The sequence below is a fragment of the Lacisediminihabitans sp. FW035 genome, from assembly GCF_054880895.1.
In genome coordinates, this window is sequence record NZ_CM142187.1 from 365,449 (window position 1) to 390,117 (window position 24,669).

Here is a 24,669-nt window from a genome sequence, read left to right on the forward strand (position 1 = left end):
GCATGAAGAGAGGGCGGCTCCGAGTGCTGCTCGGCGCCGCCCCCGGCGTCGGTAAGACCTACACGATGCTGGAGGAAGGGGCCCGTCTCCGGGATGAGGGACGGGACGTCGTCGTCGCGGTCGTGGAGACCCACGAACGCGCAGCGACGGCCGCGATGCTCAAGGACCTCGAGATCATCCCCCGGGTCGAGACCGAACACCGCGGCGTGCTGCTCGCCGAGATGGACATCGACGCCGTGATCGCGCGACAACCCGACATCGCGCTCGTCGACGAGCTCGCGCACACCAATGCGCCGGGATCCCGCAACGAGAAGAGGTGGCAGGATGTCGAGGCGCTGCTCGATGCGGGCATCGACGTGATGTCGACGGTCAACGTGCAGCACATCGAGTCGCTCAGCGATGTGGTCGAGCAGATCACCGGGGCGCCCCAACGGGAGACCGTACCCGACAACATCCTCCGTTCGGCCGACCAGATAGAGGTCGTGGATCTCGCCCCTCAGGCGCTTCGGGATCGTCTCGCCGAGGGGCACGTGTATCCCGCCGTGCGGATCGATGCGGCGCTCTCCAACTACTTCCGACTGGGCAATCTCACGGCGCTCCGGGAACTCGCGCTGCTCTGGCTGGCCGACGAGGTCGACAGCGCGCTGAAGAGCTATCGCAACGAACACGGGATCGACAGCAAGTGGGAGGCGCGAGAACGCGTCGTGGTGGCTCTCACCGGCGGCCCGGAAGGAGAGACCCTGATCAAGCGCGGGGCTCGCATCGCCGCGCGGTCGGCGGGAGGCGAGCTGATCGTCGTGCACGTCACGAGTCAGGACGGCCTGGTCGAGTCGCATCCCGGCGCCCTGTCGGCGCAGCGCGCGCTCGCCGAGAAACTCGGCGGCACCTACCACCAGGTGATCGGCAACGACATCCCCCGGTCCCTCGTCGACTTCGCGAAGGCGTCCAACGCCACCCAGCTCGTGATCGGCGTCAGCCGGCGCAGCCGCCTCTCCGCGGCGCTGACCGGGCCGGGCATCGGTGCGACGGTCATCCGGGAGTCCGGGCCGATCGACGTGCACATCGTCACCCACTCCGCGGCGGGCGGGGCCTTCGCGCTGCCCCGCCTCACAGGCGCGCTCACGCTCAAGAGGCGGATCATCGGGTTCATCGTCGCTCTCGTCGGCGGCCCTCTCGTGACCTGGTTGCTCGTCACCTTCCGCACCGACGACTCGATCACCAGCGACGTGCTCGCCTTCCAGCTTCTGGTGGTCATCGTCGCGCTGATCGGCGGCATCTGGCCGGCACTGTTTGCCGCCCTGCTTTCCGGGCTCACCCTCGACTACTTCTTCGTCGATCCGCTCTACACGGTGACGATCGGCAAACCCGCCCACGCCCTGGCGCTGATCCTGTACCTCCTCAATGCGACACTGGTGAGCTACGTCGTCGACCAGGCCGCCCGGCGATCACGGGCTGCAGTGCGCTCGGCGGCGGAGTCCGAGCTGCTCGCCACTATCGCGGGCAGCGTGCTCCGCGGCGAGGACGCTTTGGAGGCGCTCATCGCCCGCACCCGGGAGTCCTTCGCCCTCAACAGTGTGCGGATCGTCGGAGCGGAGGGGGTGCTCCTCGAGTCCGGCATCGTCGACGACGCCGACCACCTCACGACGCTCCCGGTCGGTGAGCGGGCCTCGCTCGAGCTGCGCGGTCCCGACCTGGAGGCCTCCGAGCGACGGCTCCTCGCCGCTATCGCCGCGCAGATCGACGCGGCTCTCGAACACAGTGCGCTGGTGAAGACGGCGGGCGAGGTGGAGCCCCTCGAGCAGGCCGACCGGATGCGCAGCGCCCTGCTTGCCGCAGTGGGGCACGACCTCCGGCGGCCGCTGACGGCAGCCACCGCCGCCGTCAGCGGGCTGCGGAGCACCGACGTGGCCTGGTCTGCCGCCGACCGGGAGGAGTTGCTGGCCACCGCCCAGGAGAGCCTCGAGACGCTTGCCGACCTCGTGACCAACCTCCTCGACGTCAGTCGGGTGCAGGCGGGTGCGCTCGCCGTGAGGACCGAACCATTGCACGTGGAGGATGTGATCCTCGCGGCGATCGACGAGCTGGGGCTCGGGCCGGCGGACGTCGAGCTGGGGATCACCGACGACCTCCCCGAAGTGCTCGCGGATGACGGGCTGCTCAGGCGCGTGCTGGTGAACCTACTCGAGAACGCCCGCAAGTTCTCCCAGCCGGGAATGTCGGTGCGGATCTCGGCGAGCGCCTTCGGCGGCTCGGTCGAGGTGCGCGTCACCGACAACGGCCCCGGTGTGCCGCGGGACCGGCGGGAAGACATCTTCGTGCCATTCCAACGACTCGGCGACACGGACAACGCGACCGGACTCGGACTCGGGCTCGCCCTCTCCAAAGGCTTCGTCGAGGGCATGGGCGGAACGCTCCAGGCCGATGACACCCCGGGGGGCGGATTGACCATGGTCATCTCACTGCCGGCGACGCAGGAATCACTGTCCGCGACGCAGGAATCACTGCCGGCGACGCAGGAATCACCGTCGGCGACGCAGAATTCACTGTCGGCATGAAGATCCTGATCGCCGACGACGACCCCCAGATCCTCCGCGCCCTCAAGGTGACGCTGGGGGCCCGGGGCTATGACATCGTCACGGCGAGCGACGGTGTCGAGGCGCTGAATCAGGCGATCAGCCACCATCCCGACCTCGTGATGCTCGATCTCGGCATGCCGGGCCTCAACGGCATTCAGGTGATCGAGGGCATCCGGGGGTGGAGCAAGGTGCCGATCCTCGTCGTGTCCGGGCGCACCGACGCCGCCGACAAGGTCGAGGCGCTGGATGCCGGCGCCGACGACTACGTGACCAAGCCGTTCTCGGTCGATGAGCTGCTCGCCAGGGTGAGAGCGCTGACGCGGCGGGTTCCGGCGGGCGAAGATGAACCGGTCACCACCTTCGGGGACGTCACCGTGGACTTCGCGGCGAAGCAGGTCACCCGGGGCGACCCCGAGCGAACCGAATCGATCCGGCTGACCCCCACCGAGTGGCGGATCCTCGAGCTCCTCATCCAGAATCCTGAGAAGCTGATCACGCGCGAGAGCATCCTCACCCAGGTGTGGGGCCCGCATCACACGAAGGACACCGGATACCTCAGGCTCTACTTCGCCCAGCTGCGGAAGAAGCTCGAGCCCGTGCCATCCCGTCCGCGGTATTTCATGACCGTCCTCGGGATGGGCTATCGGTTCGTGCCCGACCAGCCTTCGGATTCAGCCCCTCGGATTCTGCCCTCGGATTAGGCACAGCGACATCGCTCATGACCGCCACCGGCCCCGCCTGGCCGCGGGCGCGAGCAACCCGTTAGGGTTTCCTCCGTCGAGCGTGTAGATGTCGTAAGCATCGTTCCCGCGGCCGGCGGATCGGCGTAGACCAGTCTTGTGAAGCACTCCGAGACCACCATCACCCTCCCCGATCTTCGACTGTGGGACCGCCTCCCCGAGCGCGTGAAGACGAGGCTGCAGGGACCGCACCCATGGGGTCACTTCGAGGTCGCACCTCTCAGCCGGGGCCTCTGGACTCGCGAACGCCTCACCGTCTACCCTCCGGGCACGACCGCGGCGGAGCGAAGACTTCATGGGATCTTCCGCAACTGGCCCCTTGTCGGCTCGGTCGCTGCACTCTTCGCCATGATGGCGCTCGGTGTGGTGCTGTCTCCGTTGCTCGCGTTCATGGTGGCGTTCGCGCTGTACGGGGCGAGTGTCTGGTACGGCGCCCGGGCGACGAGACGACTGCGCGAAGCCTCGATACAGCTGGTAGTGGTTCGGGTTGCCGTGGATGGCGGCATCTCGTGCTGGGGCAATGTCGCGAGCATGGCTGCCGCCCGCACCGCCTTCGCGGCCCTCGATGACCGTGCGGTGCACGGGCGGCTCACCCCCGCGCAGTACGAGTCGGAGTGGGCGACAATCTTCCTGACCCTCGACGACTGCCGGCCGGCGCTCGCCGGCGAGCTCGAAGAGGGACTCCTCCGCAGCGAGAGGCTTCCCGGCGCTTAGGCCGGTCGGGTCCCCGGTGCTAGGGGGTACGCCATGAGGTACCGCTCGATCGCCCGGGCGATGGCCGCGTGTCCGGCAGCATTGGGATGAAACGCGGGAATGCCCGAGAAGCGTGGCGCGAAGCCGACCATCCACGGTTCTTCCGACTCGACCGCATGGTCCTCGCTGAGCGCCGATACCTGCACCAGTTCGGCCGCGGACGAAGCGGCGGCGTCTTCGAACGCACTCGTGAGCAGCTGGCCCACCCGCCGGAAGAGCTTCAGGGCGCTGTCATCCAGCGGCACAGCGCTGCTTGTGGTGGTCGTGGCGCCTATCACTGTGGGGTAGTCGACAAGCAGAACTCGCGCGTGAGGGGAGCGAGAGCGGACCTCGCTGACCACCCGGGCGAGCCCGGCGGCGGCACGAGCGACGTCGTAAGGCCCGGCTGTCGGCACCGCGCCCCTGGTGAGCCTGCGACCGATCCCGGCGAGGAGTCGACGCTTCGACAGCCACCCTCCCCACCCCGCTCGCCAGAGGGAGAACGAGTAGCCGAGGTCGTTGCCTCCGGCGGTGATGAGCACGAGGTCGCACTCCTCCGGGAGCAAAGAGATCTGCGGCGCGAAACGTCTCGTCCTCAGGCGCTGGGAGGTGTCGAGAATAGTGGAGGTGGTGGCGCCGGACACGCTCAGGTCGGTGAGCCGTGAACCGTAGAACTCGGCGACAAGGTGAGCGTAATTGCGACCCGATCGACCGGCCGCCCTGTCGATGACCGGACCTATGCCGGGGCCGGCCGCGAAGGAGCTGCCGAGCACGGCGATGTGGTGGAACCGCGGGGCATTCGGGTCACTGGTCGGCACTGGTCGAGAGTATCCCCTCGCCTGCCGTCGCCGAGGCATAGCGCCCCGCGAGCTCGACGAACGCCGCCGCGAGTTGCGGGGGGCCGAGCACCTCCATCGTCGTCTCGAAACGGCCGAAGGACGCGGCGAGGGACCCCCACGACCAGGACCCGGCTTCGAGAGTGCACCGGTCGGGTCCGAGATCCTCGACGACGCCGTCGCCGGCGAAGGGGAGAACCGCACCGGCGGCAAGGTGGAGCATCACGGTGCCGCGGCACGGCCAGGCGTCGACCCCGTCCGATCCCGTGAAGCGCGCCGACACGTAGTCTGCGACGCTGCCTCCGGGGATCTCACGCGGCACGAACCGGGGGCCGGTCGGCGTGCGCGGTGAGATGCGGTCGGCGCGGAACATCCGCCAGTCGTCGCGGTCGCAGTCCCACGCCACCAGGTACCACAGGCCGTGGGAATTGACGATGTGGTGCGGCTCCACGCATCGGGGCGGTATCCCTGTGTCCTCGTCGACCGGGCCGCGGCTCGCGTAGTCGAATCGCAGAATCTGCCGGTCGCGGATGGCGCCGGAGAGCGCGACGAGTGTGTCCGGGGCCACGGGCTCGGCGACCGCGCGGCCCGGCCGCGCGGGGAGGGTGGTGAATCGAAGCGCGTCGAGGCGGTGTTGTAGCCGGGAGGGCATCACCTGGCGCACCGTCGCGAGGGCGCGAGCCGCGCCTTCCTCCACCCCCGCCCCAAGCCCGGGCGCAGCCTGGAGGGAGACCGCGAGGGCGATCACCTGCTCATCGTCGAACAGCAGCGGCGGCAGCTCGGAGCCCGCGTCGAGGCGGTACCCGCCATCCGGACCCATCGTGGCGCGGATGCTGTACCCGAGGTCGCGCAGCCGGTCCACGTCGCGCCGCACCGTGCGATGGCTGATCTCCAGCCGATCCGCGAGAAGGGTGCCGGGCCAGTCCCGCCGCGTCTGCAGGAGCGACAGCAGACGCAGCAGTCGTGCTGTGGTCGAGGCAGTCGTGGTCATACCTCGACAGTAGTTCGAATCTAGGACGGAATCTGTCCTAGATGGCTGCGAGCGTGGAGGAAGACCGGGGACCTCCCGGCAATCGAATCCATTCAGGGAGCAGAAATGACCGTCATCACCACCCCCCACCTCAACTTCCGAGGCGATGCCGCTGCGGCGCTCGAGTTCTATCACTCGGTGTTCGGAGGCCAGTTGATCGCCGTCACCAACGAGCAGGCCTATAGCGCCGAGATCCCAGAAGAGGCCGCGCAGATCAAGTTCGGCCAGATCATCGGCGACAACGGCTTCCAGGTCATGGCCTATGACGTGCCCTCGAGCGTCTCATACGACCGCGGCGAGAAGGCCGTGTTCGTGTCTGTGCGTGGGGATTCCGCCGAGGAGATCACCGAACTCTGGGGTCGCCTCAGCCGCGGTTCGAGAATCCTCTCCGACCTCGCGCCCTCCGCGTTCTCGCCCGCTTACGGCATGCTCACCGATTCCTTCGGGGTCACGTGGGTGCTCGACGTCGCGGTCGCTTACGCCCCCGCCTGAAATGGCCGGCCCGGCGGGCGGGGGCGGATGTCGCACCCTCGCCCGCCGCTGGCTCCGGCGTTTTCGACTGTTCGGTCGTCGTGGAACCGGCCTAGCCGACGACCCGCGACTCGTACTCTGAGCGCGACGCGGCGACGCCCGTGAAGTGCTCGATCGCCCATTCTTCGAGGGCCTTGAGAGGCTCCGTGAGGGTGCGGCCGGCGTCGCTGAGGGCGTACTCGACCTTCACCGGCACCTCCGCTGTCACCGTGCGCACCACCAGGCCGTCTCGTTCCATTGCCCGCAGGGTCTGCGTCAACATCTTCTGGGAGATGCCGTCCACTCGCCGTTGAAGTTGCGAGAAGCGCGCGGTCCCCGGGCCGAGCGCACCCACGATGAGCACCGTCCACCGCCCACCGATGAGGTCGAGGATGCGCCGGGTCGGGCAGCCCGCCTGATACGGATCGAGTTCACGCCCATCGTCATGCCGCATGTGCCACTCCAGTCGGTTACTCCAAGGTGCCTACTTACCAACAGTAACCACTTCTTCTAGAGTGATCGAAGTAGCGCAAGCACCAGCGAAAGGGAAGACAATGTCTCGAATCACCGTCCTCGGAGGAACCGGCTACACCGGCGCGAACATCGTCCGCGAAGCTGTCGCACGCGGCCATGACGTGACGTCCTTCAGCCGCAACGCCCCCGCAGAGCCCATCGCCGGCGTGCACTATCGCACGGGCTCGATCCACGATGAACTGGCCGGGCTGGTATCGTCCGCCGACGTGCTCGTCGGTGCGCTGGCTCCGCGGGGCGAGCTCGAGACCGCGTTGCGCAGTCTCTACTCGACGCTCGCCGGAGTTGCGGCATCCGCGAGCACTCGGATCGGGATCGTAGGCGGCTTCAGCGCCCTCCGGCTGGCTCCGGGGGCTCCGCGCATTGCCTACGCGGGTGAGGTGCCGCCGCAGTTCGCCACCGAGGCCCGAGTCATGGCGGAGGTCGTCGACGATCTGGTCGACGGCGCTCCGCAGGGCCTCGACTGGTTCTATGTCAGTCCGGCCGCCACCTACGGGTCCTTTGCGCCGGGAGAAGCGACGGGCACCCATCGCACGGGCGGGGATGTCGCGATCTTCGACGAAAGCGGATCGTCCGCGATCTCTGGCGCAGACTTCGCAACCGCGATCGTGGACGAGATCGAGTCCCCGGCGCACTCCGGCCAGCAGTTCGGCGTCGCGTACTGACCGGCCTTCTGGCGGCGACGGCGCCGGGCGACCGCCGGGAGCCGCGCTCGGTGCTCGAATTGCGAAGTCCTGACCGCTGATTCCGACTCGATCGGCCCGGTTCAGTGGGTACTGGTGATGTCGAGCACGGATGGCACGCCGGCCAGGGCCTCACCGATGCGGTTCTGAAGTGATGCTCCGCCGGGCTCGGCAAGCCAGGCGTGAAGGGATCGCCGAAACAGCGCGAAACCGATCGACGCGAGCACATCGGATTGCTCGATCGGAAATCCCCGATCGATAAGAGCGGTCGTGACCTGTTGCTGCCACAGCGCCTGCTTGGCGAGCTCCCGCCCCGACAGCGAAATCTGCGAGTCGATGATTAGCTGGCGCTTGCGCAGTGCCTCGCGCCGCGGTTCCAAGACCTCCGCCAACGCGCCGAGGGCTCTCTTCATGTGCGCCTCGGCTCGAACCGGCCCCGAGTCGCCGCGGATCTCGGCCAGAAGGAGGGGGAGCAGGTCGTCGTCATCGCCGAAGAGCACCTCCTCCTTGTCCGAGAAGTGACGAAAGAACGTGCGGGGGGTGACTCCCGCGCTGAGGGCGATGTCCTCGACGGTCGAGTCGGTGTAGCCACGCTCGGCGAAGAGCACCACCGCGGCATCGATCAGCCTCCGGCGGGAGTCTTCTGGCCAGCGGGGCATGCCCACGATCCTACCCTTGTGTCACATCATGACATCAGCTAGATTCTGGCTATGGCACAAAGTGACATCACTAGTCCGACGGTTCTCCTCACCGGCCCCACCAGCGGCATCGGCGCCCGGATGCTCCAGGCCCTCGTCGCGCACCCGTCCCGCCCCGACATCCTGCTGCTCGCCCGCGATGGCGCGGCACTGGATGCTGCGGTGCAGACCGTTCGGTCGCGGGGGCTGGCGGCCCGCGGCATCCACTTGGATCTCGGCGATCTCGAGAGTGTGTGTCGCGCCCTCGAGGAGATCGCAACCATGCAGGACGGGGGAGATCTGGGGCCCATCGATGCGGCCATGCTCAACGCGGGTGCCCAGTTCGCCTCCCGACGCAAGACCGGTGTCCAGGGGTTCGAACTGACTTTCACGGTCAACGTCATCGCCCAACACCTGCTGCTGCGGGGGCTGGAGCGATCCCTCGCGCCGGCGGCCCATGCCACGGTGATGGGCTCGTCGACCCACCGCGGCAAGAAGGAATCCTTCAACCTGGTCCCTGATCCGCAGTGGCTGGATCCCGCCGATCTCGCGCGGCCGGATGCTCCCGCCGCCGACGAGACGCGGTTCGCGCAGGAGCGACGGAGGGGCGGTGTCGCCTACGCATCGAGCAAGCTCGCGCTGGTGACCCTCTCCCACGACTGGGCGGAGAGGTTCGCGGCATCCGGCAGACGGCTGAACGCCTACGACCCTGGCCTTGTCCCTGGCACCGGTCTTGGCAAGGACATGCCGGCCTCGATGTACTGGGTGTGGAAGCACGTGATGCCCGCGATGGGCATCCTGCCCGGCGCTACGACCGCGCCCATCACCGCCGGTCACGCGGTGCGCTTCGCGTTGGGGGACACCTTTCCGTCGCTCAACGACGGCTACGTCGAGATCGGCCGCCTAGCCCGGGCCGAACCGGTCACCTTCGCGATCGAACGCCGCGTTGCGCTGTGGGAATGGTTGGAGCACGCGGTGGCCCGCTTCCTGCCGGAGGGCGCGCAGCCCCACTGAAGGAGACAATGTTGCAATAATGCTATGTAGCATTTATGCTGCCTTTCATGGGACGCAAGCCGAAGTCAGAGGAGCCGGTCTTCAGCCGACTGGAAGACGTTCGTGCCAGTCGTGGCATCAGCCGGCAGCAACTGGCTGACGCCGTCGACGTGCACTATCAGACGATCGGATACCTCGAACGCGGCGAGTACAGCCCGAGTCTCGCCCTGGCACTGCGCATCGCAAGCGAGCTCGCGACTCCGCTTGGCGAACTGTTTTCATTGACCCCGTTCACCCCCTCAGGAGCATCAGATGAGCACCTCACGCAAAGATAGGAACAAGCAACAGGTCGCCGATCGCGTCGACCGCATCATGTCCGATACCCGCTTCCAGTCCCTGCGCACCAGCCGCGCGCGTTTCGCGCTGGCGGCGGCGATGATCGCCCTCATAGTCGTGATTCCCGCGTGCTGGATCCTCCTCGGGTCGATCGCCGGCATCGTGGCGGTGCTTGTCGGAGCGGTCCTCTGGTGGATGCTCCGGCTGTCGGTACGGCTGGTCGCCGACCTGCCCGACGAATACCTCGACGAGCGGCAGACGCTGCTGCGGGACCGCACCTACCTCGAGGCCTACCGTTGGCTGGCGGCGCTGGTCATCGTGCTTGCTGGGGCGGCGCTCCTCGCCTTCGTCGTGCTCGGGCAGGATCCGGACACCTGGAAGGTGGCCCTCAACTACAACGCGGTAATGGGCATCTTCTGGATGCTCGAGGCCGCGGCCCTCAGCATCCCGTCAGCCGTTCTCGCCCTGCGCGACCGCGAGCTGCCGCGCTGATTCCGGAATCCGGCATCGGGGTAGCACCCGCAGCGAGGCTCTTCACCAGGTACCGCCGCACGGCCGGATGGGTCGTGAGTCCGATCGCCCTCTCACGGAGAGGGAGAATCGATGCGAAGCACACGTGCTCATAAGAACTGGCTCTGGGTCTCGGCCATAGTCATCGGAGCGTTCGGGCCGGTATTCACCCTCGGCTCGGTCGCCGCGACCTCCGGTGCGGCGCACGGGACGCTCGACCTGTTGTCCTGGCCCATCGACGGTGGGCAGCGGTTCGACGGCGGCACCACACATTTTCTTTCGGCACTGACGGGAGGCTTCCTTCTCGGCTGGGGAATGATGGTCGTGTGCCTGCGTTACTGGGCCTACGACCCGGCCCCGGAGGGAGTGCGGCGGTCGCTCGTCGTCGGTGCTTCGGCCTGGTTCCTGTTCGACAGCGCGGGATCCATCGCTTCCGGTAATCCCTCGAACGCGCTGTTCAACGTGGCGGTCCTGCTTCTCGTCGTCGGCCCGCTCTGGCGACCGGCTAATACAGAACCTGCGTGATTCCTCGGGCGGCGAGCCAGGCGGAGTCCGCCGATCGCGACTCGAGCACGATGGTCGGCGAGATGCCGCGATCGACGAGCTCGAAAAAAGCGTCGGCGAAGCCGAGATCGGGGGTGCGTCCGTCGGGCAAAACAAGCGCCACCGATTTCTGGGGCAGTTTCGGCAGGGTGCGGGCGGCACTGGCGGCGTCCCGGAAGCGCTCGCCGGTGGCCTTGACGGCATTGTCGACGGTGAGCAGTCCGAGGTCGTACTCGAGCGCAGCGAATCCGCCGAGACGCCGGTCGATGTCGTGGGATGCCCACCAGGTGACGCCCCAGAGCCCGTCGACACCGAGCGCGGCCTTGGTCGCGTCGGTCACATAGCGCTCCATGGCGTCGGGCGCCATCCACTCTCCCGAGACTCCGAACTCCTGCAGCCAGACCGGGCGCTGCGGATCGGCCGAGTAGGCGCGCGCGAGCTCGAGAAGGTACTCGGTGATCCGCTGGGTGCCGGTACTGTCCACTCCGTAGCGGTCAAGGGCCCCCGTGAAGTAGGTCCAGGCGTGCACGGAGGTGACGGTGCCGAGAGCCGCGAGGGACGGGCGCGTGAACGGCGTCTCGTCAGTCATCCAGGGCAGGTGGTCCATGCCGACGGTCGCGAGCCGTGAGGGTGCCGCGCGCGAGACGGCGGCGAACATCCGCTCCAACCAGGCATCGCCCTCTGCGGTCGTGCTGCGATTCGGCGCATTCATCGCGATGACGCTCGGCTCGTTGGAGAGATCGATTCCGAGGAACCTCGGGTGTGCTCCGACGGCCTCCCCGACCCGCTGGATCAGCAGTTCCTGCGCGACAAGGGTCGGCTCATCCGCGAAGACGTTCGCGGTGGCCGGAAGCCAGTCTGGACGAAAGTCGAATCCGCTCAACCACCCGTTGAACAGGGTCACGACCACGTCGAGCCCGACCTCGTCGGCGATATCGTGCAGCTCCCGGAGCCTGTTCAGCAAGGTGGAACTGACCAGGGACGGGTTGGGCTGGAAGACCGGCCACAGGCAGTGGATTCGGATGTGGTCGCTGCCGAGTCGGGCGATGGCCGCCAGGTCCGCTCGGATACTCTTGGCGTCCCAGTCGACCCAGGAGTACCACCATTGAGAAGAGGGGACGTAGTTCACGCCGAATCGTGGGGACATGGGTGCCAGGCCCTCAGCTCGTCGTCGATGGGCTCGAGAAAGCTTAGCGGCGGTTAAGGCAGCGGCCCGCGACGCGCGACCAGACCCGCGAAGAGGGCGTGGAGCAGCGGAATGGCCGAGATGCCCATCAGCACAGTCCCGAACACGACGTCGTCGGCTCGAAGCAGGATGCCCCCGATCAACAGGGCGCCGAACAACACAGCCGAGATGGTCTGGCGAGCCGTGCGCTCGAGACTGATGAGGCGACGCTCGAGGCGCGGGGCCTGCACCGAGATCCGACCCTCGTCGAACCGGGTGGTGAGGTTGTCGAGCCGTTGCGGCAGCCCCGCGAGCAGCCCTGCGGTCGAGACCGCCCGTTTCAGGACGTCCTGCACGAGGTTGCCGCCCTCGGCGCGGATGAGCTGGGCCGAGTACGGTTCGACCGCATCCCAGATGTTGAAGGCGGGGTTCAGTGAACTGCAGACACCCGATGTCACGGACATGGCGCGGATGATCAGCAGGAAATTTTCGGGCAATTGGAACGGCAGCGACCGCACGAGATCGCCGAACTCCGTCGCGAACGCCCGGAACTCGCGCGGATCGACCTCCTGCAACTCCGCGAAACCCATTCCGCCGAACCGGGCGAAGAGCTTGGTCATCGCCCGCTCGAGCTCGGCCGTGTCCGCCGAGGGCAGGAGCACCCCCACCTCGCGGATGCCGTCCACCATGCCCGTGCCGTCGCGCGACGCCGCGGCGATGATGAGCTGGCGAAGGCCGCGGCGCAGGCCGTCGGGTACCTCACCCATCATCCCGAAGTCGATGAACGTGAAGTGCCAGGCCCGGGTGCCCTCAGCGTCGCTGCGTTGCGCTGGCGTGACGAAGATGTTGCCGGGGTGCGGGTCGGCGTGGAAGAAGCCGTGCACGAAGAGCTGGTCGAACATCACGGCTGCGAAATCGGCAGCGACCTCCGCGGGGTCGATGCCGGCGGCTGTCAGGGCATTGACGTCATTGATCTTGATCGCCGTCACGTCCTGCAGGGTGAGCACGCGTTTGGTCGAGCGTTCCCACACGAACTCGGGCACCCGCACCCGAGCATCGCCCGCGAAGTTCTGGGCGAACCTCTCCGCGCTCGCCGCCTCGTGCAGGTAGTCGATCTCCTCGAGACTGGTGAACGCGAACTCCTCCACGAGTGAGGGCATGTCCACGCGATCCGATACGAGGCGCACCCGACTGAGCCAGCCGGCGACCCGACGCAGCGCGCTGAGGTCGACATCGATGATCTGGTCGATGCCCGGTCGCTGGATCTTCACGACGACGTCGACGAGGCCCGTGTCCGCGGCATCCATCTCCGCGAGCCGCGCACGATGCACCTGGCCGAGGGATGCTGCGGCCACCGGGGTCTCGTCGATGAAGGCGAACGCCCGCTCGAGGCTCACTCCGAGCTCGGCTTCGGCGAGGGCGCGGATGGCGGCGAACGGCACCGGCGGCACCTCGTCCTGCAGCCCCTCGAGTTCCTTGGTGATCTCCGGCGGCAGGATGTCCAGGCGCGACGACATGAACTGGCCGACCTTGATCATGAGGCCACCGAGGTCCACCGCGAGCGCGTGGAAGTTGCGCGCGATGCGCTGCAGCCGCTTACTCCGGCCGCGCGCCGAGAGTCGCGCAAGCCCGAGCCGCGGCAGGAACAGCTCGTACCACCACGCCTGGGCAAGGTAGCGGGCGGCGAACCGCAGGATTCTGCGGGAGCGGGCACGCATGTTGCCGGCGTCGGTCATCTGATCTCGGTAATCTCGTCTCCGCCGCGCCGAAGTGCGGGGGGCACGCTCAGTCCTGGGCGAGGATCGAGTAGAGCTTACGACGCGCTTCTTCGAGAACGGCGACAGCCTGTTTCACCTGTTCGGGGTTGCCGGTGCGTCCCACCTGGGCAGCGGCCTGGGCGAGGTCGATACCGGCCTTGGGCAGTGCCGTCGCCCGCCTGGTGTCACGAGTGTTCTGGCCCTCCCAGGGCGCCGGCTGCTCCGCCGCGGCATCCGCTACAGCACGCCCCTCGGCGGTGAGCGAGTAGGTCTTACGACCGTTGGACTCTTCGGCGCTGATGAAGCCCTCGTCGGCGAGAAGCTGGAGCGTGGGGTACACCGAGCCGGGGCTGGGCTTCCAGCTGCCGCCGCTACGCTCCTCGATCTCGTGGATGATCTGGTAGCCGTGCATCGGCTTCTCGGCGAGGAGGGAGAGCACCGCGGCACGCACATCACCGCGCCCCATCCTGGTGCCGACCTTGCGGTCGAACTGCCCGCGCAACTGCTCCATCGCGTCCCACATGGCGTTGGCGGGCCAACCTTCGCCGGCACCGCCCCGGCGTCCCGCGAACCTGTCGCCCATGAATGGATTGCTCATGATGATCTCCTCGGTGTCTCTGCTGGCTGGATGACCTCATCCCGCCTGGCCACGTCGATGTCTTCTGGCTCGACGATAGCCAACGATATATCGTCAGTCTGGGGAATTCCCGTGCGAGTGCCGACATTCGGCCGGGCGGTGGGCACACGGCCGCTGCTACTCTCGACCCGTGACGCACCAGCTCACGCGAGACCAGGCCCGGCGGATCGCCGTGCGCGCCCAGCTGCTGGATGCGGATCGAGCGGGCGATGTCGTGGAGGTCGCCGAGGAGCTCGGCGCGATAAAGATCGACCCCACAGCCACGATCGCCCCCGCGGAGCACACGATCCTCTGGTCGCGGCTCGGCACCGCTTACGACCAGATCCAGCTGTCGAAGGCTGTGGAGAAGGATCGGCTGCTGTTCGAATTCGACGGTTCGTTCCGCCCGGTGAGTCTGCTTCCGCTCATGCTGCCCGCCATGCGGAGCTGGCCCCGTCGGCAGAGCAGTCGAGAATGGCTGGCCGCCAACGACCGCTTCCGCACTGATGTCCTCGCCCGATTGCGTGCGGAGGGGCCGCTGCTGGCGACCGAGATCCCGGACACGGCCGAGGTGATCCGTCCACCGGACGGCTGGTTCGGATCCAACCAGACCGTGCACATGCTCGACTTCCTGCAGCGGCAGGGAGAGGTGGCGATCGTCGGGCGCGAAGGGCGCCATCGTCGGTGGGACCTGGCCGAGCGGGTGTATCCGCAGGATCTTCCCGAGCTGGCGCTGGACGAGGCCGAGCGGATGCTGAACGAGCGCCGACTGCACGCGGCCGGGATCGCGAAGCAGAAGTCGCCCTGGACTCCGGTGGGGGAGGCGGGCGAACCCGCCGTCATCGAGGGCCTGAAGCAGAAGTGGCGGGTGGACCCCGAGGCGCTCGCCGCTCTGGATGACGACCCGGGCGGTCGGGTCGCCTTCCTCAGCCCCTACGACGGAATGCTGTTCGATCGGCCTCGGCTGCATGACATCTTCGAGTTCGACTACGTGCTCGAGCAGTTCAAGCCGAAGACGCGGCGCAAGTACGGATTCTTCGCCCATCCCATCCTGATGGGCGACCGCTTCGTCGGGATGCTCGACGCCGAGGTGAACCGTGGGCGGGACGCACTCGTGGTCACCGCGGTGCATGAGTTCCTGCCTTTCGACGCTGAGGAAGACGAAATGGTGCGTGCCGAGATCGCCGCCCTCGCCGAATGGTTGGGCGTCACGGTCCAGGCCTGGTGATGCCGGGTGTGCGCCTCTGGTCTCCCGCAGCAGCCCGTCCTATGGTGCGACGGTCACGATGCCCGCGACCGTCCGCTGCACCGCGACCGTCAGTTGAACCGCGACCGTCCGTTGCACCGCGACCACCCGCTGCACTGCGACCGTCCGTTGCGCCGCGACCACCCGCTGCGCTCGAGTCGGCCTGCTGCGCTCGGCTCTGGTGTGAGGCAATCTCAGGCGGAGCATTCGACTTCGCGGTCGGCATCCACCATCCTCCGTCCGCGGCGATAGACCGGATTTTTCGGAATCAACGGAATCTCGGCGGGATGCAGGGGATCGCCCGGCGGCGGCTCGAGAACATAGTCCTTGCCGCGTCGCCGCACTTTCCAGCCGTTGTTGTGCACGCGCATGTGGTCGTGTCGGCACAGGAGGATGCCATTGCCCACATCGGTCGCGCCGCCGTCTTCGACCCATTCGTCGATGTGATGGGCCTCGCACCAGGACGGGGGCCGATCGCAGCCGCCCACCGCGCATCCGCCCCAGATCGCTGCCAGTACGGTGCGCTGCGCGTCGGAGAACGTGCGCCGGGTGCGACCGAGTCGGAGTGCCGAGCCGCTGTTGACCCCGCTGTCGCTGAACTCGAGCGCGAGGAATTCGTTGCCGCACGCGAGTCGCTGCGCGGTCGCGACGGACGCTGCCGCGGTCTGGCCTTCCAGGTGGGCGACACCGGTGCCGCGGGCAAGATCCGTGGCGGTGACATGCACCCTCACGGCGGGCTTGCGGGTGCCGAAGACGCGGCCGTCGTCTGCAAAGGCGGCGATCCGCACCATCTCGACCAGCGCATCCAGTGACAGCTGCCCGGTCGTGCGCTCGTCGAGCGCGATGGCCTCTGCGCGCGCTGCCGTAGCCGCGTCGACAAAGCGTGGGCCGCCTCGCCGTGTCGCGGTCACGGCGTCGACCGCATCGGTGACGAGGGCCGCCGACTCCGGGTCGAGCAGACCGAAAATGCGCGTCATCCCATCCGCCTGCGGCGTGAGACGGAGGAATCGCTTGTCGCGCAACTGCGCCTCGCGATCGGCGACGCCCGCGTCATCGAGCTCGTCGCGGAGTTCGCGAGCGTGCCGAGCGACCTTCTCGGGCGGCAGGAAATTTGCGGATGCCAGCAATTCGTGCGCGGCATCCGCCAGATCGTCGGCGGCGACCGTGGGCGATGGCGTCCCGAGCCCGCTCTGGATGGCGGCAGCGGCCCCGATCGACAGGTCACCAGACGTCACCCGTGACGCGACCTCGCCCAGCCAGGCCGCAGGGTCGCTCATCATCGTGCCGACAGCGGTGATCGCGCGAGCCTCCGGCCCCGATGTGCCGGTGAGCTGGGACACAAACGCGTCTGCAGTGCGTGCGCCCGCCCGCTGGGCCAGTCCGTCATAACCGAGCTCGAGGGAGGACCGCGCGGCCACGACGCCGGCGAGGGTGGCCAGCCCGGCATCCACTGCTCGACGCGCCTGCGCCCACTTGCGCATGACCTCGATCAGCTCTACGTCGTCCGCGCGCGAGATCTCATCGAGGGCGGGGACCTCGAGCGAGACAGTGGCGGTGATGGACATAGCCCCATTCTCCCTCAAATGGAACACAATTACTATACTATGCTACAAAGATGTTGATAAGTCTCGAATATACATTCGGTGGAGGAGGAGACATGTCGCCCGATCCACCCCGGCGTCCTCCACCGGCGGAAGCTCACTCCAGAGCGCGCTTGGAACAAGCGCTGCACGACAGCGGGCAATCGGCATCCGTCGTTAGAATCGCGGCACGACCCCGAGAAAGCGCGCGCGATGAGAGACTCCGCAGTCGACACCTACATCACCTCGCTCGATGCCCAGACCGCTGCGGACACCGAGGCCCTCATCGACCTGTTGCAACGGATCAGCGGGCACGTGCCAGCGCTGTGGAACGTGGGCACGATCGGATTCGGCACCTACCACTACAAGTACGACAGCGGCCGCGAAGGCGACGGTCACACGATCGGTTTCTATCCGCGAAAGCGCAAGATCACCCTCTACCTGATGGATGGCACGGCACGGCACTCCCGGCTGCTGGATCAGCTGGGCACGCACTCCCTCACCGGATATTGCGTCGTCTTCAAGAAACTCAGCGATGTGGATCCGTCGGTCCTCGAGCAGATCGCGCGCGATTCGTATGGGTTCGTCGACTCCCTGGCTCAGGCGGGGCCGATCCGTCAGATCCTCTGGAAGGCCGATCCGGTCCAGCCCCTCTAGAGGTGGGCATGGCTCGTCCTCAACGGACGCACCTTCGACCGTCTCTTCGAGAGCGTCGGAGTGAGGAGTGATGCGGATATCGCAACCGCGACGGTCGCTACCGACGAGTTCACGATATGCGTCGGCTCATCGGCACCGTTCAGCCATTTGCCTCCTGCTCGATCCGTGCACCGCCCCCAGCTAGCCTTTCCCGCATGGAACCCACCGAACTCGCCACACTCACCGTCGTCGCGGTGGTGCTTGTCATCGGCGTCGTCTCCTTCTTCTCCGGGCGCATCGGGGTCGCGGCACCGCTGGCCCTGACGGTCGTCGGGGTGGGGATCGGCGCCATCCCGGCCGTTCCGCACTTCGACATCGAGCCGAGCCTGGTGCTCACTGTCATCCTGCCTCCGCTTCTCTATGCGGCCGCGCGGCAGGTGCCGTTCGTGGACTTCCGACGCAACCTGCGGGTGATCGTCTTCCTCGCCGTCGGACTTGTTGCGGTGTCGGCGGTGCTGGTGGGCGTACTCGTGAGCCTGCTCTGGGTGACCGTGCCCCTCGCGCTGGCCGTCGCGCTCGGCGCGGTCGTCGCCCCGCCCGACGCGGTCGCGGCGACGAGCCTGGGCAAGCGGCTCGGGCTGCCGCCGCGCATCGTCACCATCCTCGAAGGCGAGGGGCTCGTCAACGACGCGACTGCGCTGGTGCTGCTCTCCACGATGCTCGCCATCGCAAGCGCCACGGTTCAGTCGCCCAGCGGCTGGATGATCGCGCTCACCTTCTTCTGGGCGGTCGTCGGCGCCGTGATCATCGGTGGCGTCCTCGGGGCCGTCTCAGTCGCGCTTCGACGACGGATCACCGACCCGGTGCTGGATGCCGCGGTCTCGCTGGTAGTGCCCTTCGTCGCGTACCTCGCGGGGGAGTTCGCGCACTCGTCCGGAGTCGTGGCGGTGGTGGTCGCCGGCATCCTCGTGGGCAACCAGGGGGCGTACCGCATCCGGGCATCCCTGCGTCTCGCCGAGTCGGGCACCTGGCGCATCGTCACGCTGCTGGTCGAGAACGCGGTCTTCCTCTACATGGGGTTCCAGCTCTGGCCGGTAATCGGCGAGGTCGCGAGCGGCGGTGAGCTGCCCGGCACCCTCGGCGTCGCCGGGCTGGTAATCCTGCTGCTCGTGGGCCTCCGTTTCGCATCGATGCCTCCGCTGCTCTGGACGATTCGCCGCCGCTACCGCAAGCGCGCCGTTCAGGCGGAGAAGACCAACGGTCGGTTCGACAGCGTCACCGAGGAGGACTTTCAGCAGCGCGCCGCGAAGTTCCGGCAGCTGGGCATCAAGCAGTCTCCGCTGAGGAACTTCACGCGGGGGATTCGGGCGACCTTCGGCATAGTCACGAAGAGGGACAAGGCCGCCCGCGACCGGATCGCTACCCGAATCGCGGAGCTCGAGGCGAACCCGCCGGCGGAGCCCGTCGAGATCGACGACACTGCCCGGGCGCGGTTCTCCAAGACCTTCCAGAACTTCCGCAAGCGGCTCGACCAGCAGAACAACGACCTCACGGCGGAGCGTGATCAGGCCCTCGGATGGCGCGACGGCGTGATCCTCGGACTCTCGGGCATGCGCGGAGTGGTCACCGTCGCGGCGGTGCAGACAATCCCGGAAGGGGCGCCGATGCGCGAACCGCTGGTTCTCGTGGCCTTTGCTGTCGCCATCGTCACGCTGGTCGTGCAGGGACTGTTGCTGCCGCCGGTCGTGCGCCGGCTGCATCCCGCGGACGACGTGCCCGGCAGTGGTCGGGCTGAGCTGGTCGAGCTGCGCAAGCAGATGAAGGATGCCGGCGACACGGCGGTCGCCGCGGCGGCCGAGGGATCCGAATCATCCGTCGCTCCGGCACGACCACAGGTGGTGCGGGAGGTCAACGCGCAGACGGAGGCGTGGCTCGGTCGACTCGAGATCTGGGCGAGGGCCGACCTCTCAGACCCGCAGAACGAGGTGGCGCAGTACCAGCGATTGCGCCGGGTGCAGCTCGACGCGGAGCGCGCCGTGCTCCGCGACGCGTACGAGCGCGGTGCCTACTCGACGGAGTCGATCGAAGTGATGCGCACCGCCCTCGATTCGGAGGAGATCTCGCTCGATGCCGCGGACGGGCGCATCGGGGGCAGCTCTTGACAGCGACTCGCACGCCCGGATACCGTGGCGGCCATTCGACCGATCCTCACCGGCGATAGATCAGGAGACACCGTGGCCACCAGCATCTTCGTCAACCTCCCCATCACCGATGTGGAGCGGTCGAAGGCGTTCTTCACAGCGCTGGGCTGGTCCATCAACCCGGCCTTCTCCGATGAGAACTCAGCCTGCGTCGTGATCGACGACAACCTGTTTCTCATGATCCTCACGCCCGAGTTCTTCGGCACCTTCACCCACAAGCCGATCGTCGATCCGCACACTGCTGCGCAGACCCAGCTGGCGATCAGCCGGGATTCCCGGGAGGCGGTCGACGAGATGATCGACCGGGTAGTGGCGGCCGGCGGCACCGAATTCCGGGAGGCGCAGGACTACGGGTTCATGTACGCGCGGGACTTCGAGGATCCCGACGGCAACTGGTTCAGCGCGCTGTGGATGGATCCGGTGGCAGCGGAGAAAGGACCGCAGGCGTTCCTCGCGGAGCAGGATTCGGAGTCCCCCACCTCTGCCCCCAGCTGACCAGCGGCTGCAGCGAGTCCATCAGGTCCTGCCCACGCAGGGTCAAGTGGTAGCGCACCTGCACCGGGGTCGACGGGATCACCTCGCGTGACAGCAGGCCGGATGCTTCGAGCTCCTTCGCCCGCTGGGACAGCAGACGGTCAGAGAGCCCGGGCACCGCGGCGAGGATCTCGCTGAACCGGGTGGCGCCCTGGGCGACCGCCATCAGGATGCCGGAACTCCAGCGCTTGCCCACGTGCTCGATCGAGGACTGGAAACGACGGCACTCGTCGTCGTCAATATGGTGCCACTCACTAATCACTTACCTATAGTAAGTCGCTTACCGGTGGTTTGCCAAGCGGACTGATAGGGCGCAGGCTTGCGGCATCCCAGATTACGGTCATCCGCTCTCCTTCGGAACGTTCATCACCCCGACGAGCGCTTCGCCGCAGGCGCCGGTCGAGCTCGCGGTGTTCAGCGAGCAACTGGGCTTCGACCTCGTGACCTTCCAGGACCACCCGTACCAGCCCGGCTTCCTCGATACCTGGACACTGATGTCGTGGGTCGCGGCCCGCACGTCGACCATCCACGTCTCCGCCAACGTGCTCAACCTGCCGCTTCGACCCCCGGCGGTGGTGGCACGCGCGGCGGCCAGCCTCGACCTGCTCTCCGGCGGCCGGTTCGACCTCGGGCTCGGGGCGGGAGCATTCTGGGATGCCATCGAGGCCATGGGCGGTAGGCGTCTCACCCCCGGCCAGGGCGTCGATGCGCTCTCCGAAGCGATCGACGTGATCCGCGGAATCTGGGATGCCGGCGAGCGCGCGCCGCTCCGCCTGCCCGGCCGGTACTACGCAGTGGATGGCGCCAAGCGCGGCCCTTCGGCTGCCCACGACATCCCGATCTGGCTTGGCGCGCTGAAGCCTCGGATGCTGCGCCTCATCGGGCGGAAGGCCGACGGTTGGCTACCGTCGCTCGTCTACCTGGAGCCGGGCGGCCTTGCCGCGGGCAACGCCATCATCGACGCCGCGGCGATGGATGCCGGGCGCGACCCCCGCGAGATCCGTCGCCTCCTGAACATCGGCCCCGACCTCGGGGTGGAGCAGTTGCTCGACCTCACCCTGGAGAACGGCGTCGGCACCTTCATCGTGGCGTCCGACGACCCGGCGACCCTGCAGCGCTTCGCCGAGGAGGTCATGCCCGACGTACGCGAGAGGGTGGCGACCGAACGCGACTCGAGATCTACGGATCAGGGACGGGTGCGCAGTGCCGTCGCGCTGGCCGCACGCGCTCCTGGCATCGACTACGACGCCGTGCCGGCATCACTCGTCGCGGCGGCAGTCGAGCCGGGGGATTCGGCGTACTCCCGGGTACGGGCGACCTATATGCGCGGTGGTTCTCCCGGCATCGTGCTGCGCCCGACGACCACCGCAGAGGTCGCGGAGGCCGTGGGCTTCGCCCGAGCCCACTCCGCGCTTCCGCTCAGCACTCGCAGCGGCGGACACGGCTTCAGCGGCCGCAGCACCAACGCGGGCGGCATCATCATCGATGTCAAGAAACTGGACACGATCGAGATACTGGACCTAGCGACCCGGCGAGTGCGCGTCGGACCGGGCGCGCGGTGGACGGATGTCGCGAACGCCCTCGCCCCGCACGGTTGGGCTCTCAGCTCCGGTGACTACGGAGGGGTCGGTGTCGGCGGCCTGGCCACTGCGGGCGGCGTCGGATACCTCGTGCGCGAGCACGGCCTCACCATCGACCACCTCGTCGCCGCGGAGATCGTGCTGGCCGACGGCACCATCGTGACAGCGAGTGACGCGGAGAATCCGGACCTGTTCTGGGCGATCCGTGGGGCGGGAGCCAACTTCGGCATCGTCACCTCCTTCGAATTCGAGGTGGATGTGGTCGGTGATGTCGGGTGGGCCCAACTCGCTTTCGACGCCAGCGATACCGCGAACTTCCTCGAGCGCTGGGGCGCCGCGATCGAAGCGGCGCCCCGCGATCTCACGAGCTTTCTGATCATGGGTGGGCGTAGAGACGGTGAACCCAGAATCGCCCAGCTGATGTCGGTGGTGGACTCGGATGACCCCGACACGATCATGGAGCGGCTGCAACCCCTCGCCGATATCGGCCCGCTGGTGCAGCAATCGGTGCAGCTGGTGCCCTATGCGAGCATCATGGCCAACGCGCAGCCCGGCGACCACCACGGCCAGGGCGAACCGGTGGGTCGCTCGGCGCTGATCGAGCACATCACGCCGGAGTTCGCGCTCGCCGCCGAGCGGTTGCTCGACTCCGGCGAGGTCTACTGGTTCCAGATCCGCTCGGTCGGCGGAGCCGTATCCGACATTGCGACGGATGCCACGGCCTACGCCGGGCGATCCGCCAACTTCTCGATCGTGGTGCTCGGCAGCCACCGGGAGCGACTCAACGAGCTCTGGGACGAGCTGCACGAACACTTCAGCGGCCTCTACACGAGCTTCGAGACCGACCCCCGCCCCGAACGGATCGCCGACGCCTTCCCGCCCCCGACCCTTGCCCGCCTGCGCGAACTCAAGACGCGGTACGACCCGGCGAACCTGTTCCGTGACAACTTCAACGTGGCGCTCGCCGATTCCTAGCCGGCCAACCACCGGCGGGCAGCGGCCAGCTCCTCTTCGGTGATGCCGTGACCTCCCGGTCGGGTCAGCCGGTCGACCTGCGCACCGCGCACCGCAAGCTGATCGGCGAGGCGGTCGACCGAGGCAGCGGGCGCCATCGCGTCGGACGAGCCGTTCAGGAGCAGGATGGAGGACCGGTCAAGGGGGGTCGGAGCGTCACGATCGCCGAGGGGATACATCCCCGAGAAGGCGATCGCGCGCGGTGCCGCGGAGGGGTGCAGGAGCGCGAGCGCGAGGGCGATGTTCGCTCCGTTGGAGAAGCCGACCGGCACGATCTCACGACCCTCCAGGTCGTATTCCGCTCGCGCCCAGCCGAGGAATTCGGCAAGCTCCCCGGCGCGAACGATCACGTCGTCCACGTCGAATACGCCTTCGGCGAGGCGGCGGAACCAGCGTGTCGCTCCGTTCTCGCTGACACGCCCGCGCGGGGCTAGCACGGCGGCGGTGGGGTCGATCCTGTTGGCGAGAGTCGCGATCTCGTTCTCGGTGCTGCCGGTGCCATGGAGCATCAACAGCACCGGGCCGACGCCGGCAGAGTACACGTGGGGCCAGGCGGAGACTTCGAGCGGAGTCATCCGGTCACGCCTCGCCAAGGCCGGGGTTGTTCTCCCCGGGCAGGGTCACGGGAATCACCGCGTGCTCGATCGCCTCGCGGGAGGGCTCGAGCCACGGTGGCAGCTTCAGGCTGCGACCGAGTTCGAGCAGGGGTTCGTCGATGTCGAAGCCGGGTGTGTCGGTCGCGATCTCGAACAGCACTCCGCCGGGTTCGCGGAAGTAGATGGAAGTGAAGTACTGCCGGTCGAGGATCTCGGTGACCTCGTAGCCGTGGTCGACGAGCTGCTCGCGCCAGAGTTTCTGGGTCTCGCCGTCCGGCACCCGGAAGGCGATGTGGTGCACGGTGCCGCCGGCGGTGAGGCCCTGCTCGGCACGGGGATCCGCGATCACGTCGACGATTCGGCCCGACACCTCGTCACCGGCGGCGAATCGCAGGCGGTTGCCATGCTCGGAGACCAGGCGCATGCCGAGTTCATCCACGAGCACGCGTGACGTGCCGGCCGGGTCGTTCACGGTGAGCACCGACGAGTGCTGGCCGCGCACTGCATATTCCGCCGGGACGGATGCCGAGTCCCAGGGGTCGCGCGGGTCTGCGATGGACGACGCCACGAGATCGAGCTGGAGGCCGTCGGGGTCGCGAAGCGAGAGGCGCTCCTCGGTGGAGTTCTCAGTGGTGATGGTCGAACCGACTCCGAGGTCGGCGAAGTGGGTGCTCCACCAGCCGAGGCTGCCGGCGGGCACCGAGAACGCGGTGGTGGTGGACTGCCCGGCGCCGATGCGGCCTTCGTGGACGCCCTTCCAGGGGAAGAAGGTCATGAGCGATCCGGGGGTGCCCGCGTCGTCGCCGTAGTAGAGGTGGTACGTGCCCGGGCTGTCGAAGTTGACGGTCTTCTTCACGAGCCGCAACCCGAGGCCCTTGATGTAGAAGTCGATATTGCCCTGCGGGTCGCCCCCGATCGCGGTGACGTGGTGGAGGCCGGAAGTGGTCGCAGTCATGGTTTCTCCTGTTCATCGATCGCGCCGCTGCGCGGATATCCATGCAAACGCATGAATCGCCCGGATCATTCCCACTCGCAACCTCGAGCCTG

25 protein-coding genes are annotated in these 24,669 nt (G+C 67.7%); 14 read left to right on the top strand and 11 right to left on the bottom strand.

Annotated elements, in window-relative coordinates; genetic code table 11:
* The first annotated feature begins 2 nt into the window (after positions 1 to 2).
* From ACVXZ4_RS01825 to ACVXZ4_RS01835, 3 genes are all read left to right on the top strand, one after another.
* Positions 3 to 2,555, top strand: coding sequence for an ATP-binding protein (locus ACVXZ4_RS01825; protein ID WP_461796552.1), 2,553 nt, complete (start codon positions 3 to 5; stop codon positions 2,553 to 2,555).
* On the top strand, positions 2,552 to 3,277 hold the full coding sequence (locus tag ACVXZ4_RS01830) for a response regulator (protein ID WP_461796553.1): 726 nt from the start codon (positions 2,552 to 2,554) through the stop codon (positions 3,275 to 3,277). The genes ACVXZ4_RS01825 and ACVXZ4_RS01830 overlap by 4 nt, the downstream gene beginning before the upstream one ends.
* A 138-nt stretch (positions 3,278 to 3,415) precedes the next feature.
* A complete protein-coding gene (locus tag ACVXZ4_RS01835; RefSeq protein ID WP_461796554.1) occupies positions 3,416 to 4,030 on the top strand; it encodes a DUF6611 family protein in 615 nt (204 codons plus the stop codon).
* Here ACVXZ4_RS01835 and ACVXZ4_RS01840 read toward each other — a convergent pair.
* Together ACVXZ4_RS01840 and ACVXZ4_RS01845 are read right to left on the bottom strand one after the other, a co-directional pair.
* Positions 4,027 to 4,866, bottom strand: a complete 840-nt coding sequence (locus ACVXZ4_RS01840) for an SGNH/GDSL hydrolase family protein (RefSeq protein ID WP_461796555.1) — start codon at positions 4,864 to 4,866, stop codon at positions 4,027 to 4,029. The genes ACVXZ4_RS01835 and ACVXZ4_RS01840 overlap by 4 nt on opposite strands.
* Complete coding sequence (locus tag ACVXZ4_RS01845; RefSeq protein ID WP_461796556.1) at positions 4,853 to 5,875, bottom strand: helix-turn-helix transcriptional regulator; 1,023 nt, start codon at positions 5,873 to 5,875, stop codon at positions 4,853 to 4,855. The genes ACVXZ4_RS01840 and ACVXZ4_RS01845 overlap by 14 nt, the downstream gene beginning before the upstream one ends.
* Before the next feature lie 105 nt (positions 5,876 to 5,980).
* Between ACVXZ4_RS01845 and ACVXZ4_RS01850 the strand changes: the two genes are divergently transcribed.
* Positions 5,981 to 6,406, top strand: coding sequence for a VOC family protein (locus ACVXZ4_RS01850; RefSeq protein WP_461796557.1), 426 nt, complete (start codon positions 5,981 to 5,983; stop codon positions 6,404 to 6,406).
* A 91-nt stretch (positions 6,407 to 6,497) separates the two neighbouring features.
* On the opposite strand, the gene ACVXZ4_RS01855 is transcribed toward ACVXZ4_RS01850, so the two are convergent.
* The gene (locus ACVXZ4_RS01855) at positions 6,498 to 6,878 is read right to left on the bottom strand and encodes a winged helix-turn-helix transcriptional regulator (protein WP_461796558.1); all 381 of its coding nucleotides are present in this window, start codon (positions 6,876 to 6,878) and stop codon (positions 6,498 to 6,500) included.
* A gap of 100 nt (positions 6,879 to 6,978) precedes the next feature.
* Here ACVXZ4_RS01855 and ACVXZ4_RS01860 point away from each other — a divergent pair, with 100 nt between their 5' ends.
* On the top strand, positions 6,979 to 7,620 hold the full coding sequence (locus ACVXZ4_RS01860; RefSeq protein WP_461796559.1) for an NAD(P)-dependent oxidoreductase: 642 nt from the start codon (positions 6,979 to 6,981) through the stop codon (positions 7,618 to 7,620).
* 101 nt (positions 7,621 to 7,721) lie between these two features.
* Here ACVXZ4_RS01860 and ACVXZ4_RS01865 read toward each other — a convergent pair whose 3' ends face one another.
* Positions 7,722 to 8,297 carry a TetR/AcrR family transcriptional regulator gene (locus ACVXZ4_RS01865; protein ID WP_461796560.1) on the bottom strand — a complete coding sequence of 192 codons (576 nt, stop codon included), beginning with the start codon at positions 8,295 to 8,297 and terminating at the stop codon, positions 7,722 to 7,724.
* Positions 8,298 to 8,348: 51 nt separating this feature from the next.
* On the opposite strand from ACVXZ4_RS01865, the gene ACVXZ4_RS01870 reads away from it, so the two are divergent.
* From ACVXZ4_RS01870 to ACVXZ4_RS01885, 4 genes are all read left to right on the top strand, one after another.
* Positions 8,349 to 9,329: an SDR family NAD(P)-dependent oxidoreductase gene (locus ACVXZ4_RS01870; protein ID WP_461796561.1), complete on the top strand. Its 981-nt coding sequence runs from the start codon at positions 8,349 to 8,351 to the stop codon at positions 9,327 to 9,329.
* 47 nt (positions 9,330 to 9,376) lie between these two features.
* The gene (locus ACVXZ4_RS01875) at positions 9,377 to 9,643 is read left to right on the top strand and encodes a helix-turn-helix transcriptional regulator (protein ID WP_461796562.1); all 267 of its coding nucleotides are present in this window, start codon (positions 9,377 to 9,379) and stop codon (positions 9,641 to 9,643) included.
* Entirely contained in the window at positions 9,621 to 10,136 is a 516-nt protein-coding gene (locus ACVXZ4_RS01880) for a hypothetical protein (RefSeq protein WP_461796563.1), read from the top strand. The genes ACVXZ4_RS01875 and ACVXZ4_RS01880 overlap by 23 nt, the downstream gene beginning before the upstream one ends.
* A 111-nt stretch (positions 10,137 to 10,247) precedes the next feature.
* Positions 10,248 to 10,679: a hypothetical protein gene (locus ACVXZ4_RS01885; RefSeq protein WP_461796564.1), complete on the top strand. Its 432-nt coding sequence runs from the start codon at positions 10,248 to 10,250 to the stop codon at positions 10,677 to 10,679.
* Here the strand turns inward: ACVXZ4_RS01885 and ACVXZ4_RS01890 are convergent.
* The 3 genes from ACVXZ4_RS01890 to ACVXZ4_RS01900 are packed head-to-tail and all read right to left on the bottom strand — an operon-like array spanning position 10,660 to position 14,217.
* Entirely contained in the window at positions 10,660 to 11,844 is a 1,185-nt protein-coding gene (locus tag ACVXZ4_RS01890; protein WP_461796565.1) for a glycoside hydrolase 5 family protein, read from the bottom strand. The genes ACVXZ4_RS01885 and ACVXZ4_RS01890 overlap by 20 nt on opposite strands.
* A gap of 53 nt (positions 11,845 to 11,897) precedes the next feature.
* Positions 11,898 to 13,598, bottom strand: a complete 1,701-nt coding sequence (locus ACVXZ4_RS01895) for an ABC1 kinase family protein (RefSeq protein WP_461796566.1) — start codon at positions 13,596 to 13,598, stop codon at positions 11,898 to 11,900.
* Positions 13,599 to 13,647: 49 nt separating this feature from the next.
* Positions 13,648 to 14,217: a PadR family transcriptional regulator gene (locus ACVXZ4_RS01900; RefSeq protein WP_461796567.1), complete on the bottom strand. Its 570-nt coding sequence runs from the start codon at positions 14,215 to 14,217 to the stop codon at positions 13,648 to 13,650.
* A gap of 169 nt (positions 14,218 to 14,386) precedes the next feature.
* Between ACVXZ4_RS01900 and ACVXZ4_RS01905 the strand changes: the two genes are divergently transcribed.
* Positions 14,387 to 15,463 carry a DNA glycosylase AlkZ-like family protein gene (locus ACVXZ4_RS01905; protein ID WP_461796568.1) on the top strand — a complete coding sequence of 359 codons (1,077 nt, stop codon included), beginning with the start codon at positions 14,387 to 14,389 and terminating at the stop codon, positions 15,461 to 15,463.
* Positions 15,464 to 15,675: 212 nt separating this feature from the next.
* Here the strand turns inward: ACVXZ4_RS01905 and ACVXZ4_RS01910 are convergent, their stop codons facing one another.
* Positions 15,676 to 17,046: an HNH endonuclease signature motif containing protein gene (locus ACVXZ4_RS01910; RefSeq protein ID WP_461796569.1), complete on the bottom strand. Its 1,371-nt coding sequence runs from the start codon at positions 17,044 to 17,046 to the stop codon at positions 15,676 to 15,678.
* 228 nt (positions 17,047 to 17,274) lie between these two features.
* Here ACVXZ4_RS01910 and ACVXZ4_RS01915 point away from each other — a divergent pair, with 228 nt between their 5' ends.
* The 3 genes from ACVXZ4_RS01915 to ACVXZ4_RS01925 all read left to right on the top strand — a co-directional run bounded on the left by ACVXZ4_RS01915 (position 17,275) and on the right by ACVXZ4_RS01925 (position 20,393).
* The gene (locus ACVXZ4_RS01915; protein ID WP_461796570.1) at positions 17,275 to 17,718 is read left to right on the top strand and encodes a DUF1801 domain-containing protein; all 444 of its coding nucleotides are present in this window, start codon (positions 17,275 to 17,277) and stop codon (positions 17,716 to 17,718) included.
* Between the two features lie 194 nt (positions 17,719 to 17,912).
* Positions 17,913 to 19,859, top strand: a complete 1,947-nt coding sequence (locus ACVXZ4_RS01920) for a cation:proton antiporter (protein ID WP_461796571.1) — start codon at positions 17,913 to 17,915, stop codon at positions 19,857 to 19,859.
* A 72-nt stretch (positions 19,860 to 19,931) separates the two neighbouring features.
* On the top strand, positions 19,932 to 20,393 hold the full coding sequence (locus ACVXZ4_RS01925; protein ID WP_461796572.1) for a VOC family protein: 462 nt from the start codon (positions 19,932 to 19,934) through the stop codon (positions 20,391 to 20,393).
* On the opposite strand, the gene ACVXZ4_RS01930 is transcribed toward ACVXZ4_RS01925, so the two are convergent.
* Positions 20,296 to 20,598 carry a winged helix-turn-helix transcriptional regulator gene (locus tag ACVXZ4_RS01930; RefSeq protein WP_461798039.1) on the bottom strand — a complete coding sequence of 101 codons (303 nt, stop codon included), beginning with the start codon at positions 20,596 to 20,598 and terminating at the stop codon, positions 20,296 to 20,298. The two genes, ACVXZ4_RS01925 and ACVXZ4_RS01930, sit on opposite strands and share 98 nt — an antisense overlap.
* Positions 20,599 to 20,842: 244 nt before the next feature.
* On the opposite strand from ACVXZ4_RS01930, the gene ACVXZ4_RS01935 reads away from it, so the two are divergent.
* On the top strand, positions 20,843 to 22,987 hold the full coding sequence (locus tag ACVXZ4_RS01935) for an LLM class flavin-dependent oxidoreductase (RefSeq protein ID WP_461796573.1): 2,145 nt from the start codon (positions 20,843 to 20,845) through the stop codon (positions 22,985 to 22,987).
* Here ACVXZ4_RS01935 and ACVXZ4_RS01940 read toward each other — a convergent pair.
* Positions 22,984 to 23,601, bottom strand: coding sequence for an alpha/beta hydrolase (locus tag ACVXZ4_RS01940; RefSeq protein ID WP_461796574.1), 618 nt, complete (start codon positions 23,599 to 23,601; stop codon positions 22,984 to 22,986). The genes ACVXZ4_RS01935 and ACVXZ4_RS01940 overlap by 4 nt on opposite strands.
* A 4-nt stretch (positions 23,602 to 23,605) precedes the next feature.
* A complete protein-coding gene (locus ACVXZ4_RS01945; RefSeq protein ID WP_461796575.1) occupies positions 23,606 to 24,577 on the bottom strand; it encodes a ring-cleaving dioxygenase in 972 nt (323 codons plus the stop codon).
* Positions 24,578 to 24,669 lie beyond the last annotated feature (92 nt).